Genomic DNA, 19,954 nt, shown 5'->3' on the forward strand with positions numbered 1-19,954 from the left:
GAGCCCCGGCCGTGGCCGGGGCTCTCCGTCGAAGTGCGCCAACAGGGACTCGAACCCCGAACCCGCTGATTAAGAGTCAGCTGCTCTGCCAATTGAGCTATTGGCGCAACGAGGGAGTACATTACAGCCGCTCTGGAGATCGTGCAAACCGGGCCTGGCTGACCTCGCGTGGCCCCGGTCGGACGTGCACGATGGGGCTGGACACGTGACCTCCGCCAGGGCTCCAGCGGGCTCGGGCGGTCTGACCGGACGACGAGATGACGAGGAACGATGACCCCCACTGAAGACGATTTCTGGACCACCCGGGAGACCGCGGACGAGGCCCGGCAGCGCGTGGCCGCCGAGCGTGCCGACCGCCGTCGACGCCAGGTGGCCGACTGGGAGACGGGGGACCCTGCGGGTCGTGCCCCGGGCGAGGGTGCGACCGACGGGTCCCGGGGCCGGCGGACAGCTGGCCCCAGCGAGGCGGTGGCCCGTGCAGCGGACGACGGCCCCGCGGACACGCGCGGTCACGGCGACGCGGCGGGTCGCCGCCACGGTCGTGAGCTGGACGCCCCGTTGGCTGCGCGTGACCCCGAGACGAAGCTGAAGGAGCTCGGGGGAGCGGGCTGGAAGCTGGTGGCCAAGCGCACCCTGCACTCGTTCACCGAGGACAAGTGCACCGACCTCGCCGCCGGCCTGACCTACTACGCCGTGCTCTCGATCTTCCCGGCCCTCATCGCGCTGGTCTCGCTGCTCGGCGTGTTCGGGCAGGGGCAGGCCACCACCGACCAGTTCATCGGCATCGCCCAGGACCTCGGTGCGCCCGAGGAGGCCCTCACCTTCGTCGAGGACTTCCTCGCGAAGCAGCAGCAGAGCGCCGGCGCCGGGCTCGGTCTGGCCATCGGTGTGCTCGGTGCCCTGTGGTCGGCGTCCAACTACACCAACGCCTTCAGCCGCACCATGAACAGCATCTACGAGGTGAAGGAGGGGCGGCCGATCTGGGTGGCGCGACCGCTCATGGTGCTCATCACCGCCATCATGCTCGTGGCCGTCGTGGCGCTCGCGCTGTCCTTCGTCCTCAGCGGCCCGGTCGCCGACGCCGTGCTCGGCCGCGTCGGGCTGGGTGACACCGCCATCACCGTGTGGGGCTGGGCCAAGTGGCCCGTTGCCGCGCTCGTGGTGATCCTCCTGATCCGGCTGCTCTACTGGGCCACCCCCAACGTCAAGCTGCCGCGCCGCGTCCTGACCCCCGGGGCGGTCGTCGCCTTCGTGGTGACGGTGCTGGCCTCCGTCGGGCTGGTGCTCTACCTGGGCCCCGGGGGCGGCCTCGAGAGCTACGGCGCCACCTACGGCTCCATGGCCGTGGTCATCGCCTTCCTGCTCTGGCTCTGGCTGACCAACACGGTCGTCCTGCTGGGTGCCGAGCTGGACGCCGCGGTGCTGCGCGTGCGCAATCTCGGTGACGGGGCCCACGTGGAGGACGAGTTCGACCTCCCGGTGCGCTCGGAGAAGAACATCGCCAAGGCGCAGGAGAAGTACGACGCGCTGCTGGAGGACTCGCGGGCCTACCGGACCGGCCAGCGAGCCTGACGCACGCGCAGAAAGGCCCCGGACTCCGAGGAGTCCGGGGCCTTTCACATGGGGTGAGCGACGGGATTTGAACCCGCGACAACCGCGACCACAACGCGGTGCTCTACCAACTGAGCTACGCCCACCATCGCCGCCGGCAGCCTGCTGGCTGGACAGCGGAGAGCATCTTAACCCATGTGCGGGGTGAAGCGTGCATCGAGGGTGTCAGGCCTCGCGCGAGACCTCCGCGGCCACGGCTCGAGCCTCGTCGGTGCTGGGCCCCGGGGCGTCCACGAAGACGGCCCGGCGGTAGTAGTCCATCTCGCGGATCGACTCCCGGATGTCGGCCAGGGCGCGGTGGCCGCCGTCCTTGTCCGGGGAGTTGAAGTAGGCCCGCGGGTACCAGCGCTTGGACAGCTCCTTCACCGAGGAGACGTCGATCATCCGGTAGTGGAGGAAGCCGTCCAGCTCGGGCATCTCGGCGGCCAGGAAGCGGCGGTCGGTGGCGATCGAGTTCCCCGCCAGCGGGGCGGTGCCGGGGGCCGAGACGTGCTGACGCAGGTACTCGAGCACCTTCTGCTCGGCCTCCGCGGCGGTCACGCCCTCCGGGATCTCCTCCAGCAGCCCGCTGGTCGTGTGCATCTTCCGCACCACCGGGTTGAGGCTCTCCAGCACGCTCAGGTCGTCGGGGCGGATCACCAGGTCCACCCCCTCGCCGAGGACGTTGAGTTCGAAGTCGGTCACCAGCGCCGCGATCTCCACGAGGACGTCGTCGGACTCCAGCCCGGTCATCTCGCAGTCGATCCACACGATGCGGTCGCTCAGCGCGCGCGGGTTCCCGCTCGGGTTGGGGAGGGGGCCCGCAGGGGGAGTCGCATCCGGCGTGGGGTGGGGGGTGTTTCCGGGAGAAGTCACCCGAACAGCGTAGCCACGGGGGGTTCGGGCCCACCTATCGTGGTCGCGTGACCAGTCACCCCGCCCCGCAGCCGCCCCCGCACCTGCCGCCCCGGCCCGGCCCGGTCGTGGCGCCGAAGCCACCCCGGAACTGGGTCCTCATCGCGGTGGCGGGGGTGGCGCTGGCCGTGCTCTTCGGGATCGGCGCGCTGCTGCTCGTGCTCGTGCTCGGGAGCTCCTTCCCGCTGCTGGCGATCCTGCTCTTCGGCCTGCTGGCGCTCGTGCCGGTCTGCATCGTGCTCCCGGTCTTCCTGTGGCTGGACTCCTTCGAGCGGGAGCCCGGCTGGCTGCTCGCCGCCGCCTTCGCCTGGGGGCCGTGGTGGCCACCGGGTTCGCCATGCTGGGCAACGAGATCGGGTACGCCCTGGCCGCGGCGCTGGCGATGGACCCCGAGTTCGTCACCCCGGTCTTCGTCGCGCCCTTCGTGGAGGAGTCCCTCAAGGGCATCCTCCTCCTGGGGCTGTGGTGGTTGCGCCCCCGCACGATCGACGGGGTGGTCGATGGCATCGTCTACGCGGGGGTCACGGCGGCCGGGTTCGCCTTCGTGGAGAACATCCTGTACTTCGGGATGGCCGGTGCGGAGGCCGGTGCCGGGGGTGTGACCGCCACCTTCGTCCTGCGTGGCCTGTTCAGCCCGTTCGCGCACCCCCTCTTCACGGTGTGCATCGGCATCGGGGTGGGGCGCGCGGTCCGGTCCGGAGCGGCGGGCTCCTGGGCGCTGCCCTTCCTGGGCTGGGTCGGGGCCGTGTCGCTGCACGCCATCTGGAACTTCTCGACCACCCTCGGGGCGGTGGGGCTGGCGGTCTACTTCCTCTTCGAGGTGCCGGTCTTCGTCGGCTTCCTGTGGCTCATCTGGTGGGTGCGGGGGCGGGAGCTGCGGCAGGTGAGCCACCACCTTGCGCCGTACGTGCGCTCCGGGCGCATCTCCCCGGCGGAGGCGCGGATGCTCGGTGACCGTGCCGAGCGCCGGCGGGCCAAGGAGTGGGCCCGTCACGCGCGGGGAGCGTCCGGGGAGCGGGCCATGCGGGACTTCCAGTCCTCGGCCACGCGGCTGGCCCACCTGCGGGCGCGGCTCGACCACCGACACCGCGCCAAGGGGGCGGTGGGGACGCGCGCGACCCCGCACTGGGAGACCTACGACGTGCTCCGGCAGGAGGAGTTCCTCGGCCACCTGGACCAGCTGCGGCAGGGATTCGGGCCGGTCGCCCCGACCGTCCGCACCATCCCTCCGGGGGCACCCGGACCGTAAGCTCCCCGCTGAGCGACCGGGGCCCGGTGGTCGGGCGAGCACCTACACTGTGCGCCGCCGGCCCCCGTAGCTCAACGGATAGAGCACCGGCCTTCTAATCCGTAGGTTGCAGGTTCGAGTCCTGCCGGGGGCGCTCTCAAAAGTCCCGCCATTCCAACGAATCTGTTGGGATCGGCGGGACTTTCTCGCTTCCCGTGCAACATGCGTGCGGTAGGCGCGCGCATAGAACGGCCCCGCAGGTGTTGGAGCACCCCGGGGCCCGACGACTGGATAGGAGGTCCAGCCGTGGACCGAATGCTACCCGTTTTGGAAGCCGTGGCCGCGTGGATCGCCGCTGCGGCGGAGGACGCTCCCGACGCCTGACGGCCCCACAGCGGGGCTGGAAAGCGCCTCCCCCGCGCCCGAGACAGGGCACACAAGATGCGCGCCCGGTGATCGCTTCCGAGGTCTCTGAACCGGCAGGGACCGCCCCTCACATGTCGTGCACAGCATGTCTGGGGTCCGACGATGAAGCCCGTTGCCCCCGAAGGCAGCGGGCCAAGAGTCGTGCCCGGGCGGACAGGGTGAAGCGGTTTCTTTGGGGAGGGTTCGCCAGCAGTCTCTCTGCCTTCAGGCAGTCCGCGCCTTCCCCGACCCCGCACCCGCAGCAGCGCCCCCACCCGGCCAGTCCAGGTGGGGGCGCTCTTGTGTTCGCGCACCTCGCCGGTGGAGCGATCCACGGCGGGGGTTGGGGTGGGAGCAGGTGGGACAAATGTCCCACCTCATCGCGGAGGTCTGAGTCGCAGGGCGCTCACGTCCGTCTGCCGAAGTTCGACTGGTAAAACTTTCCAGTTGCCCCTTGGACTCCAGTGAGGATCGAGCCTGCGCCACTGTCGGATGCGTGGTCCCGGTCCGCTCGGCGTGCTGGCGGTCCGACAGGTGCGGAAAGTTCCGCACCTCATCGCGGAGGTCTGAGTCGCAGGGCCGACTCGACCATCGGAAGAGGCTCGGGTGGCCGACTGGGGAAATTCCCCAGTCGCTCACCTCGACGGGGCAGGTGACCCAAATGGGTCACCTGTTCATTTCTGAACACCTGCCGGTCCGCATGCACCTGCCGGGCTCTGGGCTCCGATCGGATGATCGGAAACCACGGCGTCGGCCACGACGTCGTTGGTGGAGGTGGGAGTGGAGGCTTCCTGCTCAAATGAGCAGGAAGCCTCCCGGCCCGCCGCCTCGCCGCTGCCTACGGCGTCACTGACGACGGCGGAAGTTCGGTTGCGCCCGGATAAGGTTGCGGCACCTGCCGCACCCTTATCGCTCGACCATCGCTCCGAGTTCGTGACGGTTGCGCCCGGAGGCTTCTGCGGCATGTGACGCAGAAGCCTCGCACGGTCGGTTCTGCGGCATGTGACGCAGAACCGACGCCTGCGAGTTCATTGGTGGTGGGGGTGGACTGGTTGGGCTCCGTGGAGCCAGACCATTCACCGGCCCGTGCCCTGGGACTTCTGCGGCATGTGCCGCAGAAGTCTCCAGCCGCCTACGACATCACTGACGACGGCGGACGGTGGGCCTACGGGGCCGCGAAATCTTCAGATCTGAAGATTCTCGACAGCCACCGCTCCTACCTCGGCATCATCGCTGACCACGCCCCCGCCATCACAGCACGACGGCGCGGCGCCCGGACTCGCCCGGCTTCCTCACCGTGGGCCGCTTCACCGAGTCAGCCTGCACGCCCCACAAGGCCAGCGACGCCGCGATCAACGCAGACGAACCGGGCGCTTTCCGATCCCATGCGAAGGCCTGCCCGCCCCGCATGGGTCGGGTCCTGGCATCCAGCACGCCACGAGACAACTCCACCTGGCCGCGATGACGCAGCTTGCGGTCATGCACCGCGTCCCACATGCCACCGGCGGCCTCAGACACATCCCGCGAACCGGCCAGAGTGAGACGCACCCCAGCGGCCCTCCAGTCGAGTTCCGCCAACGGGGACCGCTCATCGATCACGACAGCACGGACACCACGGACCATCCGCACGGCGACCCATTCCGGAAGCCACGAGATGCCCTCCTCGGTGGTGTACCACTCAACATGGTTCAGCCCGTCCTCACGGATCGCAGCGAGGCACACCGTGGCTTTATCCCGGGACGGGGGCGCGTCCAACCCAACCACGATCCGCTGGTGGGGCTCGGACTGCCGGTCTTCCAGGTCGGCCCAGACACTGTGGTCAAACACGGCATGGTCGCTGATCTGGTGCGGCGCCCACATCGACAAGCGCTCGGCCTTAAACTGGTCCACCGGCAGGACCGACCGGTCGTTGCGGACGGCCTCCAGCGGGACACGCCCCGAGGCAACAGCCGGATTCACCGCCCGCCACAACTCCTCGTCGTCCACGTCGGCGCCCCACTCCGCGCACCACTCAAACCATGCCAATCGAGGGTTGGTCCCGTCATGGGCCGACTGCCGCATCGTGCGGAAACTCTCGGCGTCGTGCATCGGTCCCGGCGCCGTCCCAAAATAGAGCGACTGGGCGTGCGGGCGGGAAAACACGGTCGGGGCCAGTGCGCCCACCTCGGCCGCAGGCAGGTCTTCGGCCTCGTCCACCACCAATCGGTCGACGGACAGGCCGCGTCCAGCCGACGCACTCCGAGTCGTGAAGGCGATGCGGCCACCACTCGACAAGGCAATGTACTCCGCGCCGATCATTTGAGAATGGCGCTCCACGAGGCGGGACAGGTCATCGTGAGCCTGAATCACCGACCAAAGCCGGCGGAATGCGTCGGAGGACGTCTTTACGGCGTGCGCGGTGTGCAGAATGTTCTCACCCAGGACACACAGCCCATACAACTCCAATGCGGCCAGGATTTGTCCCTTCCCGTTTTGGCGACCGACCACGAGGCCAGCCACGGATGCAGACCAAGTGCCCCCGGACTCGCGGAGGATGCCGCGCACCACCTCGGCCTGCCAATCATCCAGACCGATCCCGTACGCGCGGGCCAGGGCCGCGCACTCGTTGCCGGTCGTCTCATCACCCTCCGGGACACGGGAGAACGTCGGCTCGGTCATCATGCGCCCTTCCGCTTCCGACGGGCAGCTGCAATCTCATCCAAGGGCGACGACTTGCCAGCAGCAGGGGCAGTCTCCGCCAATTTCGTGACGAGGATGCGGTACTCACGCGCCACCGTCGCAAGGTCGCGAGGGGTGGTCTCAGGGTCGCTCAGAACAGCCTCAAGGCGGCCCCTCAAGGCCTCCAGGCGGGCTACATCGTCAGGGGGAAGGTGCTGGGTCATTCAGGGCCTCCAGATCTATTCCTACGCCAAGAGCGGCGGGGCGAGGGGGGAGGGGCGGTGGAGTTCCCCTCCCCCTCTCGATTGTTGGTCAGCCGAGCGCGCCGCTGTTGGTTCCGACTGTGCCGTCGGGTCCGTCGCTGCGTGTTCGGTTGCAGCTCGCGTGCGCGGGGCGCAGCGACGTGTAGTCATCGCTGCCGCCGCGTGCAGTCGGGATGATGTGGTCAACCACGAACGAGCGCGGATCCGGGTATCGCAATCCCAGGTCGATGGGCTCGCCGCACAGCCCGCATGGCTCACCGGCTCGGACTCGGGCTGCGATGCGCTTCCGCGCGCGGTCCCGGATCGCTGACGTCTGAAAGGGCATGTCAGCCGTGAAGCCCAATCACGAACGTGCCCTTCTTGGGGCGCGGCTGGCCGAAGTTGTCCGTGTTGGCGGCGTGCTCGGCGGCGGCCTTCTCGCGCTCGTCGCGCAGCTTCTGCAGGCGCTGCGCGTATCCGGTGAGCGTCACGAAGTCGACGTCGTGGCCGTCGAAGATCGGCTCCCACAGTGCGGTGCTTCCGTGATACTCCGTCACCTGCGTGTGGTCGAGATCGTAGAACGGGAGCAGGTGTCCGAGCCTGCCGCCGAGGGTCGGCAGCCCGTCCACCTGGCCGAGGGACCGCACTCCGGTCAGGGCGTGGCGCATCACTGTCACGGCGTCGCGGGCGTCTGCCCAGGTGCGGACGTGCTGTGCCGGGATGCGTCCCCCGTGGCCGGCGTCGGCCGGGTCGAAGGGGCCGAGGGCGTCTCGGGCCTTGGCGATGGTGGCCCCTGCCGCGTTGACCACGGGTACCCATGCCTTGACGATGGCCTGGTGGTGCTCTCGGAGGAGGGCCCCGTCGAGTTGCGCGGCGTGGGCGCGCATGTTGCCGGTCACCCCCTCGTTGTCCAGGACGCGGAGGGTGGCGAGGCGCTGCACGTCGGGGTCGGTGGCGGGGTCTCGGTCGGCCAGGAGGGCCTCGGCGACGGCGGCGGCCAGGTCTTCGCGGGAGACGGTGAGGGCGCGGGCCTTGTCGATGGATGCGTGGGCATCCTTGCGGGCCTTCGCGTACTTCGTGGGCAGGCTCACGCCGAGGTTGTCTGCGGCGCGCCGAACGTTGTTCGCGGCGGTGGTGTACAGAGAATAAGTGACCATTTGGGTTCTCCTCATGTTCGGTGGGATTGAAGGGGGGGTGGGTGTTTGTAGGGGGTGGGGGGTGTTTTTCGGGGGGCCGCGTGCCGGGGGCATGGGGTCACTCCTTCCGACGGGCGGCTCGTCGGGCTGCGGCGGCGGCTTCACGGTCCACTCCCGCCCAGACGTTCCAGGTCTCGTGCTGGCCGACGGCGTCGCACTCCACGAGGGCGGGGCAGCCGGTGCAGAGCTCTGCGGCCAGGGCGCGATCCTCGGCGGAGTCCGACACCCAGAGCAGGCCGTCACGGCCACGACACGGGACGTGCTCACCACGGGCCGCAGCACGAGCCAGGGCGACGGCCAGGGCGGCGTGAGCCTCAGCAGGTGACATCACAGGGCGGCCCCCCATTCGGCCACGGCGGCTCGGCAGGCTGTCGCTGCCGCCGTCCCGCCGACGGTCGCGACGTAGTCGAGCACCGTCACGGGGTGGTCATCGGCGGGGCCTACCGGGTCGGCGGTCAGGTCACGGGCGATGTCGCCCACGGGGTCGTCCCGGTAGGTCTGCGACCGCAGCCAGTCGGTGAACTTCGCGCGGTTCATCGCACCCCCTCGGCCCGAGCGTTCGCCGCCGCGATCCGCTGGCAATGCGTGCACCGCCCAGCGTCGAGCTCTCGCTGTCCGGCGAGGTGGCGGTCCCCGCAGGGGCACATCGGCCGGTCGTCCGTACCAGAAATGTAGGTACCTGGGCGTGAGGTCTCGTTGCTGACGCTCTTCTTCCCTCCTCCTTCAAGGGGGTTGGGGGTGGGTACTGACATTTCTGGTACACGGAGGGGGCGCAGGGCATCGGGGTCGATGCCCTCGGCCAATCGGTAGGACCACCGGGTGCCGGGCTTGCCTGCCACGTGGGTCTCCTCCTCGTCGCAGTCCAGAACCCCCAGCATGTGCAGGGCCTGCAGTTGACGGTCCACCGTGGCTCGGGGCTTGCCGATCCGCTTGCGCACCTCGGTCGTGGTGGAGTCCGGGTGGGCGGCCAGATCGTCAATGATCGCCAACCGCATCGGCGGCAGGGAGTCCCGTGCCGACCGCACCGCCAACCGCATCGCCTCGGCACGGTCCACGCCGATGGCGACCGCACCCCGCACCACCTGGGCGAGTTGCTTGGCGAACCGGGTGGGCATCTCCGGTGCGTGGGCGTCGATGACGTCGCCCCGGTAGTCGAACTCGACACCGGTGCGGGCGAGCGTCACGAGGTCGGCGGCGGCTAGCAGCCGGTCGGACTCCTCGTCGGTGACGTTCACGCCGTCGGTGGGCTTCACCCTGGCCAGGACTCCGGCGACCGCCTCGGAGAGCTCGGCGCGCATCTGCACCTCGCTGCCGGTGTTGCCGATGGCGCGGCGCCCTGCAGCCTGCCGTCCGGTGGTGGAGTCCATGCGGATGAGCACGAACCGGTCGCCCATCGAGGCGATCACCGCATGCGCCTTGTCCCACGCGGTGGTGACGGCGCCGACCACGACGACCCGCCCGGCCCAGGACAGGGATTGTCCACCGTCGGTGCCGACGTGCCGGGTCCACGACCCGTCGTAGACCTCACGGAGGGCTCCGAGCACTTCGGCTCGGGCGTCGCGCTGCATGGACAGAATCGAGGTCACGTCCTTGATGACCAGCACGCCCCGGTCGCCGATCTCCCGCAGCAGGCCACCAGTAGCGGCCTTGGACCGCTCCCGCTTCGACGTGGCCGACAACAGGGCACCCTCGGAGCGGATGGTGCTCGTCAGGAGTGCCCCGGCCCCGGCGAGGGCCTGCACGGTCTCAGTCTTGGCGTTGCCCGAACCGGAGATGACCAGCAGCCAGAGCGGGTCACCGTCGAGCCGCTCCACCGCAGCAGCGGCCAGCGTCACGTCGAGCGCGTCCAGGTCGTAGTCGGCCCCGAGCCACCGGGTGAACACGGAGTGGCACTCCGCCAGGGTGACCGGCTCGACCGGGGGCTTGGTCGGGTCGGTCGGGTCATCCACAGGGATGAGCTCGTCCAGGGTGTGACCGGCCATGAGGTGATCGGTCACGTCCGCGCCCTCGTGGTCCACGGCGGGGCGGGTGAGGTCCACGGTCGCCCCGACGGCGGCCAGGCCTTCGGTGAGGGTCTGGGCCCACTTCTGCCCGGTCGGGTCGTTGTCCATCACGGCGATGACGTGCGCCCCGGCCAGCGGAGTCAGGTCGGCGCCGCCGACGCTCCCGCCGCCTTGCCGTGCGGTGGTGGCCGTGGCCCCGTGGTGGGCCAGCGCGTGCACGTCTGACTCGCCCTCCACGAAGTAGACGGGCTCACCGTTGGCGACGGCCTGGGCGACGGCGGTGAGGTTGTAGAGCACCGTGGAGGACTTCACCTTGACGTTTTGCTTGAAGCCCTTGGCCTTCTTGCCGGGCTTGGCGTCCGGCTTGTAGTGCCGGGACACCAGGGCTTCGACCTCGCCTGTGCTGGCCCGGTACTCGTAGCGGGACTCGCGCCGGTTGTCGAACAGGTCGGCCACGCCCAGGCCGATGGCCTCGAGCATGTCTTCGTCGTGGCACCCGTGCGAGAAGCACTTGAGCCGGGCGCGCTCGTGGTCGGGGTAGAGCGAGGCGTTGCGGTCGCCGCCGTCGTGGGCGGGACAGCGGAACCTGTACCCGACACCGCGCTTCACCGGGCCCCAGCCGCCCGCCTCTAGGGCGTCGTGGATGCGCTGCATGGCGGTGTCGGTCATCGGCCATCACCGCCGGACTCGAACTCGGCGTTCTGCAGGCGCTCCAGGGCCTCGGTGTGGCCGTGGGTGACCTTGAGCTCGCAGGTGAGCATGACCGCTTCGAGGCCGTTGCGCCGGGCCTTGAGATACCGGTTCCTCGCCCCGGTCAGGGACAGGAACGGCTCGCGGCGCCACCGTCCGGCACGGTTCCGAACAGCCACGAGCACGAGGACGTCCGAGCGCCAGGCGTAGTCGGCCAGGGCTAGCAGATCGGCCTCGGAGGCGGTATCATCGTGGTGGGTGAGCGGGCCGGACGCGGCGCCAAGAATGTTCTCCTCCACAGCCCCTCGGTTTTCTCCGTTTCCGGGGGGCGCACCCATGTCAGCAGTCATTGGCACCACCGCCTCGGCGGTCGGCGCGACGGGCAGCAGTCTCCCCGGTGGGGTCCGCGTAGGTCAGTCGGTAGTAGAGGGCATCGAAGCGGCGGGCCTCGTGAGCCTGCATGGCGATGCTGTTTGCCAGGAAGTCGCCGAAAGACGGTCCACGGCCAGCGACCCGGTTCACGTAGGTGCGGCACAGCTTGTGCAGCTTCGCGGGTCGCACGGGCATCCCGGCGTTCTGCAACAGGGCGGCGGCCTCACGAATCAGCGACTCGACGCCGGGCACGCTCCGGCCCTGGTCTCCCGTCTCGTGCTTCCCGGGGGTGTTCTGGGTGAGGGTGGGAGCACTCATCGGGCACCGCCCCCAACCGTGGGGATAGGGCGAAGGGCAGCGTCGAGGTCGGCGACGTCGAAGCGGATGAGACGCGGGCCCAGTCGGTAGGCGGGGATGCGCCCCTCGGAGACCATGCGGCGCAGGGTGCGGGGTGAGACGTTCAGGTGCTCGGCGGCGGCATCGGGGGCCAGCCAGTCGCGGCTAGGGGTGGGGATCTGGGTAGACAAAACTCCGGCTCCATCTCGGTTGAGATGAACTCCGGAGTTAGAGTTCGTTCGTGTGCGTTTCCCGGCGCCCCGTTATCCTCCGTTGGCCTTTCGGCCCTTGGCTTCTCAGCCATCCTGTGGCGGTTCATGCGCCCTGAGGTCTGAGCGCGGCCACAGTGTGCCCTCGGTTTGAATCGTAGCACGTCTGGTCATGTCTGGCCATGAGGTTCTATTTGGATGGGTTTGCAAGGCGGCTCAACGCCTCGGCAATCTCAGCGTCTCGGCCCTGGGCGGCGTGTTGGTAACGGAGGGCAGCGGCGGGAGTGCTGTGCCCGATGCGGGTCATCAGTTCGGGCACCGTGGCGCCGGCAATCGCCGCCAGCGTCGCGCCGGTGTGGCGCAGGTCGTGCCAGCGGGTGCCCGGTGCCCCTGCAGCCTCAGCGGCGCGTGCCCACTGGGGGGCGAGCGTGGACTGCGACAGGTGCGCCTCGGGGTCACGCGCGGCGGGCCACAGCAGGGCCTCGGCATCCGGGCCGGTGTGCTCGGCCAGGTGGTGCGTCAGCGTGTCGGTGACGTGCGGTGGCACGGCCACGTCACGCAGGCCGGCGTCCGTCTTGGGTAGGCCCACCCGCAGGTCGCCCCGCACGCGCCCCACGGCCCGCCGCACGTGGATGACGTAGGTGCCGCCGGGCAGGCGCTCAACGTCCTTGCGTCGCAGCTCCAGTGCCTCGCCTTGCCGAAGGCCGCACCACGCCGTGACGAGCACGAGCGCGCGGAAACGTGGCTGTATCGCCTGCGCAGCGGCATCCACTTGTTCTGGGGTGAGGACGTGTGCCTTGCGAGCCGACTTGGCGGTGCCGGCGCCGCGAATGCGGGTCGGGACGCGCTCTATGAGTTCGTCGTCCATGGCAGAGCGCAGGATCGTCCGCAGCAGGCTGTAGGCGTGGGCCTTTGCGGTGGGGCCGGTGTTCACGCGGTTGTGCCAGTGGCGCACGCGGGCGGGAGAGATTGCGGTCAGGGGGAGGTCTCCGAGTGAGGGGAGTAGGTGGCGGTCCAGCAGTCCCTCGTAGAGAACGCGGGTCCGAGGGCGCAGGTCGCGGTGTTGCATCCACGAGGCCGCGTACTCCGCGAACGTCGGCACGCGCACGGTGTTCCGGGAGTGGGGTGCCGTCCATGACTCGGTTTCGATGAGGCGTCGCTCGGCGTTGAGCCAGGCTTCGGCGTCTCCCTTTGCGGTGAAGGTGTGGGGCGCGTTGTGTCGCACGCCGTCCGGCCCCGTGTAGGACGCTTGCCATCGCCTCGAGGGCAGCTTCCGTAGGGCACCGAAGGCCCGTCGCTGTCGCTTGGGTGCCACGCCGTGCCCCTCTCCTTGTGCGCCTACCGTGCAACAGTTAGAGTGTACCTGTTGCCGCTCGTGGCCACCTATGACCACGAGCCGAAGGCAGAATCGCTGGGAAGTGGGGGAAATTTGGCCCCACGGCTGGGCTGCGAGAGTGCAGACGTTGCAGGTTCGAGTCCTGCCGGGGGCGCCACACGGTCGGGTGCGACGAGGGTCGCCTCCTCGCCCGCCGCACACGGTGCGGTCCACCGCCTAGGGTGGCACCGTGACCGATCGCCTCGACCCTGCCCTCATCGATGCCGTGAGCGAGCTCCGCGGCGCCGTCGCCGACGCGCGCTTCCCGCTGGAGACGCCTGACGCGCAGGAGGTCCGCGACCAGCGCGGGCAGCTGCTGCGCCAGCTCGACGACTACGCCCTCCCGCGCCTCCGTGATCTCGACGCGCCGCTGCTCTGCGTGGTCGGGGGGTCGACCGGTGCGGGCAAGTCGACGCTCGTGAACTCCCTGCTGGGGGACGTGCTGACCACCTCCGGCGTGCTGCGCCCGACCACGCGCGCCTCGGTGCTGATCCACCACCCGGCCGACGCGGGCTGGTTCACCACCGACCGGGTCCTGCCCGAGCTGGCCCGCCTCACCGGCGGGCCGGCCGGCCTGGGGGACGCCTCCGCCGTCCGGCTCGTGGAGTCCCGCGCCCTGCGCCCGGGGCTGGCGCTGCTCGACGCCCCGGACATCGACTCCGTCGTCGAGGCCAACCGTGACCTGGCGCGCCAGCTGCTGGGCGCCGCCGACCTCTGGATCTTCGTGACCACCGCCGCCCGCTACGCCGACGCCGTGCCCTGGCAGATGCTGCTGCAGGCCGCCGAGCGGGGCACCTCCGTGGCCCTCGTGCTCGACCGGGTGCCGGCCGGGGCGATGGACGAGGTGCTCACCGACTTCTCGGCGATGCTGCGCGAGCAGGGCCTGGGAGACGCGCCGGTCTTCGCGGTGCCGGAGTCCCAGCTCACCGAGGACGGGCTGCTCCCGCCGGAGGAGGTCGGCGACGTGCGCGGGTGGCTGCACAACCTGGCCGACGACGCCGACGCCCGGCAGGTCGTCATCCGGCGCACCCTGGCCGGCACGCTGGCCTCCCTGGACCGTCGCTCCCACGCGGTGGCGCAGGGGGTGGACTCGCAGGTGGCGGTGCTCGACGCGCTCCGCGAGGACGCCCGGCTCGGCCACGCCGACGCCCGGGAGCGGGTGGAGGAGTCCATGAGCGACGGCACGCTGCTGCGCGGCGAGGTGCTGGCCCGCTGGCAGGAGCTCGTGGGGACCGGCGAGATCTTCAAGCAGCTCGACGCCGGCGTGGGGCGTCTGCGGGACCGCGTGGCGGGCTTCTTCACCGGCCGCCGCCCGACCGCCGCCACCGAGGACCTCGGGGAGGCCCTGGAGGAGGGGGTGGCGCAGCTCCTGGAGTCGCAGCTGGAGGCGGCCGCAGCCGTGACCGCCCGGGCCTGGCGGGCCGACCCGGCCGGCGCCGCCCTCCTGGAGCGCCACCCCGAGCTCAGCCGCCCGGGCGCCGGCGTGCGGGAGCGCACCCAGGCGCTGGTGCACGACTGGCAGTCCGACCTGCTGGAGATGGTTCGCCGGCAGGCCGGGAGCAAGCGCACCACGGCCCGCTACCTGGCCATCGGGGTGAACGGCCTGGGCGTACTGCTCATGCTGCTCGCCTTCGCCTCGACCGGTGGCGCCCTGCTGGGCAGCGAGGTCGCCATCGCCGGCGGCTCGGCCGTGGTGGCCCAGCGCATCCTGGAGGCGATCTTCGGCGACCAGGCGGTCCGCTCGCTGGCCGCTGCCGCCCGCGTCCGCCTCATGGAGCGGGTGGAGGACCTGCTCGCGCAGGAGCGCGGGCGCTTCGACGCCGTGCTCGACGAGGTGGGGGTCTCCGCCCAGGTGGCCCAGCGCCTCCGGGAGGCCGCTGCCCGCGTGGAGGCCCACCGATGAGCCGCCGCCTGGCCGACGAGATGGACGGCCGCGGGCGCCTGCGGGAGAGCGCCCAGGAGCTGCGACAGGCCGTCCTGAGCGGTGGTCGCGAGCTGGAGCCGGTGGCCGCGGGGCGGGCCGAGGACATCTCCGCGAAGGTGGACGAGCGCACCGCCCTGGCCGGTGACCACACCATCGTGGCGCTGGCCGGTGCGACCGGCTCGGGCAAGAGCTCGCTGACCAACGCCCTGGCCGGGGCGCACGTCACCGAGCCGGGGATCCGTCGCCCGACGACCTCGACCACCTCGGCCGTGGTGTGGGGGCCCGACCCGGCCACGGAGGTGCTCGACTGGATCGGGGTGCACCGCCGCCACCACGCGGACTCCGAGGTGGAGCGCGGGGCCGGCCTGGACGGGCTGGTGCTGCTGGACCTCCCGGACTTCGACTCCCGGGAGACCGCCCATCACGCCGAGGCCGACCGGGTGCTGGAGATGGCCGACCTCTTCCTCTGGGTGACCGACCCGCAGAAGTACGCCGACGCGCGCATGCACGACGACTACATCCGGGCGCGGCGCCACCACGGCACGGTGATGGTGGTGGTGCTCAACCAGGCCGACCTGCTCTCGCCGGCCGACCGGGAGGCCGTCGTCAGCGACCTGCGCGGGCTGCTGGAGCGCGACGGAGTCGGTGACGTGGAGGTCCTGCCGATCTCGGCGAAGACCGGGCTGGGGCTGGAGTCCCTGCGCTCGCTGCTGGCCCGGATCGTGGCTGAGAAGGAGGCCGTCCGGGCCCGCCTGCTGGGCGACGTGCGCACCTCGGCCGAGGCCCTGCTGGACTCCGTGGCCGAGCACGACCCGGACCCGGCGGGGATCCTCGACTCCCGGCTGGTGCCGGCGCTGAGCCGTGCCGCCGGGGTGCCGACCGTGCTCAAGGCCGTGGAGGCCGACCACCTGCGCCGCGCGAACGCCGCCACCGGCTGGCCGGTCACGCGGTGGGTGCGGCACCTGACCCCGGACCCGCTGAAGCGCCTTCACCTGGACGGTGGGCGGGATGGCTCCGGCGGTCTGGGGCCGAGCTCGATCCCGCAGGCCACCCCGGCCGCCCGGTCCGCGGTGGACCTCGCCTGCCGAGAGGTGGGCGACGCCGCCGGTGAGGGCCTGCCCCGCCGCTGGGCCGAGGCCGTGATGGAAGCCGCCGTGCCCCCCGCCGAGCAGCTCTCGGCCGAGCTGGACGGCTCCGTGCGCCGGACCGGGGTCCAGCAGCGGTCGAGCTGGTGGTGGCCGGTGGTTGGCATCCTCCAGTGGCTGCTCCTCGCCTGCGCGGTGGCCGGGCTGCTCTGGCTGGTGGCCACCTTCGTCCTGGAGAGCTTCCTGGCCTTCCCGCTGGCCGACGTGCCCACCTGGTACGGGGTGCCCTGGCCGGTGATCCTCCTGGCCGGTGGCGTGGCCGGTGGCCTGCTCGTGGCGATGATCAGTCGCTTCCTCGCCGGGTTCAGCGCCCGGCGGCGACGCCGGCAGGTCGCCCGGGAGATGGAGCAGGCGATCTCCGGCGTGGCGCAGGAGAGCATCGTCCAGCCGGTGCGCGAGGTGCTCGACCGGCACCGCAGCACCCGGGAGCACCTGCAGCGCGCGCTGGCCTGAGCCGCGGCGCTGTGAGGACCTCTCCGAGGGCCTCGGCCCACCCACAGGGTGGCCGGGGCCCTCGCTCGTCCCCGGGGGTCGCCGGGCCACGGTGTGGGGGAGCCGACCACCGGGGTCGGCCGAGGGGAGAGAGATGAGTGAGACCTACGTGACCGTCACCGGGAACGTCGCCACCCAGCCCGTGCTGCGGGTGGGGCGGACCGGGACGCCCTTCCTGACCTTCCGGCTGGCGCAGAACGTCAACCGGCTGGACCGGACGACGGGCGTCGTGGAGACCATCGCCACCAACTGGATGACCGTGTGCGCCTTCCGCGCCCACGCGGTGAACCTGTACCGCTCGTTGGCCAAGGGGCAGCCGGTCATCGTCCACGGGCGCCTGCGCGTCCAGGACTGGGCCACCGACGAGCGCAGCGGCACCACCGTGGAGCTGGAGGCCACCGCGGTGGGGCACGACCTGGCCCGGGGGCAGGCGTGCTTCGTGAAGGTGGCCCAGCCGCCGCTGCCGCAGTCCACCGACACCGCGGCCGACCGGCGGCAGCTGCGGGAGCTGGCGGCCAGCGCGGCCCGGGAGGCGGCTCCGGAGGTGCTGCCGGTGTTCATCCCGCCGGAGCCGGGCTCGGAGGAGCAGGCGGAGCACAGCGAGCAGTCCGTGTCCGCCGTGGGTTCCGAGCCCGGCCGGGCCCCGGTCTGAGTGTGGCCCGGCGGGGTCTGCGGGGAGGGCAGGGACCAGCCCCTGCTCTCCCCGCGTGGGATGCGAGGCCCGTAGCACAAGTGCTACGTTGAGGAGGTGGAGCTGATCGGGTTGAGAGAGTTGCGTCAGGACGCCTCTGCGCTGGTGCGGCGCGTGGAGGCGGGGGAGTCGATCGTCATCACGGTGGCCGGCCGCCCCAGCGCCCGGCTGGTTCCTGTGGTCCCGAGGCGGTGGGCGCGGTGGAGCGCTGTGCAGGACGCCCTGCACGGTCCCGCCGACCCCCACTGGACCGAGGACCGTGACCTGGTCGACCAGTCCCTCGTGGACCCCTGGGAGGGACGGTGACCCCACCCCGCGGCGCGGAGGAGCGGGGAGTTCTCGACACCAGTGTGGTGATCGCCGGTGACCTGTCACCGCTCCCGGGTCTGCTGGCCATCAGTGCCGCGACCATCGCCGAGCTCCATTTCGGCGTCCTGGTGGCCCGGACTCCTGCGGTCAGGGCGGACCGTCTCCGTCGGTTGACTCTCCTGCAGGCCCGCTTCGACCCGCTGCCCGTGGATGACGCAGTGGCTGCGAGCTATGGGCAGCTGGCGTCCACCGTCCACGCGGCGGGGCGGCAGCCCCGGGCGCGGGTCATGGACCTGCTCATCGCGGCTACGGCCCACGCCCACGGTGCTGTGCTCTACACCCGGAACGCCCGGGACCTCGCCGGGTTGGAGGAGCTCCTCGAGGTGAGGGCGGTCTGAGGGGGCGCACCGCCTAGACTCCGGCCCATGGCGGAGTTCATTTACACCATGTCCAAGGCCCGCAAGGCCGTCGGTGACAAGGTCATCCTCGATGACGTCACGATGGCCTTCTACCCCGGCGCCAAGATCGGTGTCGTCGGCCCGAACGGTGCCGGTAAGTCGACCATCCTGAAGATCATGGCCGGCCTCGACCAGCCGTCCAACGGTGAGGCCCGGCTGACCCCCGGCTACTCCGTCGGCATCCTGCTGCAGGAGCCCCCGCTCAACGAGGAGAAGACGGTTCGCGAGAACGTCGAGGAGGGGATGGGCCAGATCAAGGCGGATCTGGACCGGTACAACGAGATCTCGGCGCAGATGGCCGACCCGGACGCGGACTTCGACGCGCTCATGGAGGAGATGGGCAAGCTCCAGGAGAAGATCGACAACGCCGACGCGTGGGATCTCGACTCCCAGCTGGAGCAGGCCATGGACGCCCTGCGCTGCCCCCCGGCCGACGAGCCGGTCACCCACCTCTCCGGTGGTGAGCGCCGACGCGTGGCCCTGTGCAAGCTGCTGCTCAGCAAGCCCGACCTGCTGCTCCTCGACGAGCCCACCAACCACCTCGACGCCGAGAGCGTGCTCTGGCTCGAGCAGCACCTGGCCGAGTACCACGGCGCCGTCCTGGCCGTGACCCACGATCGCTACTTCCTCGACAACGTCGCCCAGTGGATCTGCGAGGTCGACCGCGGCCGTCTGTACCCCTACGAGGGCAACTACTCCACCTACCTGGAGAAGAAGCAGGAGCGCCTGGCCGTCCAGGGCAAGAAGGACGCCAAGCTGAAGAAGCGCCTCGCCGAGGAGCTCGAGTGGGTGCGCTCGAACGCCAAGGGCCGGCAGACCAAGTCGAAGTCGCGACTGGCCCGCTACGAGGAGATGGCGGCCGAGGCCGAGAAGATGCGCAAGCTCGACTTCGAGGAGATCACCATTCCGCCGGGCCCGCGCCTCGGCTCCACCGTGATCGAGGTCGAGAACCTCACCAAGGGTTTCGGCGACCGCACCCTCATCAAGGACCTGTCCTTCTCCCTGCCGCGCAACGGCATCGTCGGTGTCATCGGCCCGAACGGTGTCGGCAAGTCGACCCTGTTCAAGACCATCGTCGGCTTCGAGGAGCCGGACTCCGGCACCGTGAAGATCGGTGAGACGGTCAAGATCAGCTATGTCGACCAGGGCCGCGAGAACATCGACCCGGAGAAGACTCTCTGGGAGGTCGTCTCCGACGGACTGGACTACATCAAGGTCGGCCAGGTGGAGATCCCGAGCCGTGCCTACGTCTCGCAGTTCGGCTTCAAGGGCCCGGACCAGCAGAAGAAGGCCGGTGTGCTCTCCGGTGGTGAGCGCAACCGCCTGAACCTGGCCCTCACCCTGAAGGCCGGCGGCAACCTGCTGCTCCTCGACGAGCCCACCAACGACCTCGACGTCGAGACCCTCGGTTCGCTGGAGAACGCCCTGCTGGAGTTCCCGGGCTGCGCCGTGGTCATCAGCCACGACCGCTGGTTCCTGGACCGCGTGGCCACGCACATCCTCGCCTACGAGGGCACCGAGGAGGAGCCGGCCAACTGGTACTGGTTCGAGGGCAACTTCGACGCCTACGAGGAGAACAAGGTCGAGCGCCTCGGGGAGGACGCGGCGCGTCCGCACCGTGTCACCCACCGTCGCCTGACCCGCGACTGACGCTCCGCACCTGACCGGCTGCCTCCGCTGAGCCGTTCCCGCCGCCGACGCCCGTCCCCTCTGCCT

19 protein-coding genes and 3 tRNA genes are annotated in these 19,954 nt (G+C 70.6%); 9 read left to right on the plus strand and 13 right to left on the minus strand.

What is annotated here, in order from left to right; translation table 11 throughout:
• Positions 1-34 precede the first annotated feature (34 nt).
• Positions 35-107, minus strand: a tRNA-Lys gene (locus tag CFT82_RS07580).
• Between the two features lie 163 nt (positions 108-270).
• Here CFT82_RS07580 and CFT82_RS07585 point away from each other — a divergent pair.
• Positions 271-1,572, plus strand: coding sequence for a YihY/virulence factor BrkB family protein (locus CFT82_RS07585; RefSeq protein WP_088818485.1), 1,302 nt, complete (start codon positions 271-273; stop codon positions 1,570-1,572).
• Between the two features lie 49 nt (positions 1,573-1,621).
• On the opposite strand, the gene CFT82_RS07590 is transcribed toward CFT82_RS07585, so the two are convergent.
• Positions 1,622-1,697 (minus strand) — tRNA-His (locus CFT82_RS07590).
• Positions 1,698-1,776: 79 nt separating this feature from the next.
• Positions 1,777-2,466 carry an oligoribonuclease gene (orn, locus tag CFT82_RS07595; RefSeq protein WP_407656029.1) on the minus strand — a complete coding sequence of 230 codons (690 nt, stop codon included), beginning with the start codon at positions 2,464-2,466 and terminating at the stop codon, positions 1,777-1,779.
• A 358-nt stretch (positions 2,467-2,824) separates the two neighbouring features.
• Between orn and CFT82_RS07605 the strand changes: the two genes are divergently transcribed.
• Complete coding sequence (locus tag CFT82_RS07605) at positions 2,825-3,754, plus strand: PrsW family intramembrane metalloprotease (protein ID WP_088818487.1); 930 nt, start codon at positions 2,825-2,827, stop codon at positions 3,752-3,754.
• A 60-nt stretch (positions 3,755-3,814) separates the two neighbouring features.
• Positions 3,815-3,887, plus strand: a tRNA-Arg gene (locus CFT82_RS07610).
• A gap of 1,502 nt (positions 3,888-5,389) precedes the next feature.
• On the opposite strand, the gene CFT82_RS07615 is transcribed toward CFT82_RS07610, so the two are convergent.
• The 10 genes from CFT82_RS07615 to CFT82_RS07665 form a co-directional block, all read right to left on the minus strand.
• On the minus strand, positions 5,390-6,799 hold the full coding sequence (locus CFT82_RS07615) for a hypothetical protein (RefSeq protein ID WP_088818488.1): 1,410 nt from the start codon (positions 6,797-6,799) through the stop codon (positions 5,390-5,392).
• Positions 6,800-7,108: 309 nt separating this feature from the next.
• On the minus strand, positions 7,109-7,384 hold the full coding sequence (locus tag CFT82_RS12355; protein ID WP_088818490.1) for an HNH endonuclease signature motif containing protein: 276 nt from the start codon (positions 7,382-7,384) through the stop codon (positions 7,109-7,111).
• Between the two features lies 1 nt (position 7,385).
• Entirely contained in the window at positions 7,386-8,195 is an 810-nt protein-coding gene (locus CFT82_RS12210) for a hypothetical protein (protein WP_088818491.1), read from the minus strand.
• A 97-nt stretch (positions 8,196-8,292) separates the two neighbouring features.
• Positions 8,293-8,562 (minus strand): hypothetical protein, encoded by a 270-nt coding sequence (locus CFT82_RS07635; protein ID WP_088818492.1) that lies wholly within the window; start codon positions 8,560-8,562, stop codon positions 8,293-8,295.
• Positions 8,562-8,771: a hypothetical protein gene (locus tag CFT82_RS07640; RefSeq protein ID WP_088818493.1), complete on the minus strand. Its 210-nt coding sequence runs from the start codon at positions 8,769-8,771 to the stop codon at positions 8,562-8,564. Before CFT82_RS07640 ends, CFT82_RS07635 begins: the two co-directional genes overlap by 1 nt.
• A complete protein-coding gene (locus CFT82_RS11895; protein WP_200815096.1) occupies positions 8,768-10,906 on the minus strand; it encodes a hypothetical protein in 2,139 nt (712 codons plus the stop codon). The genes CFT82_RS07640 and CFT82_RS11895 overlap by 4 nt, the downstream gene beginning before the upstream one ends.
• Entirely contained in the window at positions 10,903-11,226 is a 324-nt protein-coding gene (locus tag CFT82_RS07650; protein WP_088818494.1) for a hypothetical protein, read from the minus strand. The genes CFT82_RS11895 and CFT82_RS07650 overlap by 4 nt, the downstream gene beginning before the upstream one ends.
• A 40-nt stretch (positions 11,227-11,266) precedes the next feature.
• Positions 11,267-11,617 (minus strand): hypothetical protein, encoded by a 351-nt coding sequence (locus tag CFT82_RS07655; protein ID WP_088818495.1) that lies wholly within the window; start codon positions 11,615-11,617, stop codon positions 11,267-11,269.
• Positions 11,614-11,826, minus strand: coding sequence for a helix-turn-helix domain-containing protein (locus tag CFT82_RS07660; protein ID WP_234994349.1), 213 nt, complete (start codon positions 11,824-11,826; stop codon positions 11,614-11,616). Before CFT82_RS07660 ends, CFT82_RS07655 begins: the two co-directional genes overlap by 4 nt.
• Before the next feature lie 208 nt (positions 11,827-12,034).
• Complete coding sequence (locus CFT82_RS07665) at positions 12,035-13,069, minus strand: tyrosine-type recombinase/integrase (RefSeq protein ID WP_234994350.1); 1,035 nt, start codon at positions 13,067-13,069, stop codon at positions 12,035-12,037.
• A 340-nt stretch (positions 13,070-13,409) separates the two neighbouring features.
• Between CFT82_RS07665 and CFT82_RS07670 the strand changes: the two genes are divergently transcribed.
• The 6 genes from CFT82_RS07670 to ettA all read left to right on the plus strand — a co-directional run bounded on the left by CFT82_RS07670 (position 13,410) and on the right by ettA (position 19,888).
• A complete protein-coding gene (locus CFT82_RS07670; protein ID WP_088818497.1) occupies positions 13,410-15,122 on the plus strand; it encodes a P-loop NTPase family protein in 1,713 nt (570 codons plus the stop codon).
• Positions 15,119-16,741: a GTPase gene (locus tag CFT82_RS07675; RefSeq protein WP_234994351.1), complete on the plus strand. Its 1,623-nt coding sequence runs from the start codon at positions 15,119-15,121 to the stop codon at positions 16,739-16,741. The genes CFT82_RS07670 and CFT82_RS07675 overlap by 4 nt, the downstream gene beginning before the upstream one ends.
• A 133-nt stretch (positions 16,742-16,874) precedes the next feature.
• Positions 16,875-17,432 carry a single-stranded DNA-binding protein gene (locus CFT82_RS07680; protein WP_088818498.1) on the plus strand — a complete coding sequence of 186 codons (558 nt, stop codon included), beginning with the start codon at positions 16,875-16,877 and terminating at the stop codon, positions 17,430-17,432.
• A 96-nt stretch (positions 17,433-17,528) separates the two neighbouring features.
• On the plus strand, positions 17,529-17,777 hold the full coding sequence (locus CFT82_RS07685) for a type II toxin-antitoxin system Phd/YefM family antitoxin (protein WP_088818499.1): 249 nt from the start codon (positions 17,529-17,531) through the stop codon (positions 17,775-17,777).
• Complete coding sequence (locus CFT82_RS07690; protein WP_088818500.1) at positions 17,774-18,178, plus strand: type II toxin-antitoxin system VapC family toxin; 405 nt, start codon at positions 17,774-17,776, stop codon at positions 18,176-18,178. Before CFT82_RS07685 ends, CFT82_RS07690 begins: the two co-directional genes overlap by 4 nt.
• A gap of 27 nt (positions 18,179-18,205) precedes the next feature.
• Complete coding sequence (gene ettA / locus CFT82_RS07695; protein ID WP_088818501.1) at positions 18,206-19,888, plus strand: energy-dependent translational throttle protein EttA; 1,683 nt, start codon at positions 18,206-18,208, stop codon at positions 19,886-19,888.
• The last annotated feature ends 66 nt before the right edge of the window (positions 19,889-19,954 follow it).

The organism is Kytococcus aerolatus (assembly GCF_900187395.1).
GTDB classification, from domain to species: domain Bacteria; phylum Actinomycetota; class Actinomycetes; order Actinomycetales; family Dermatophilaceae; genus Kytococcus; species Kytococcus aerolatus.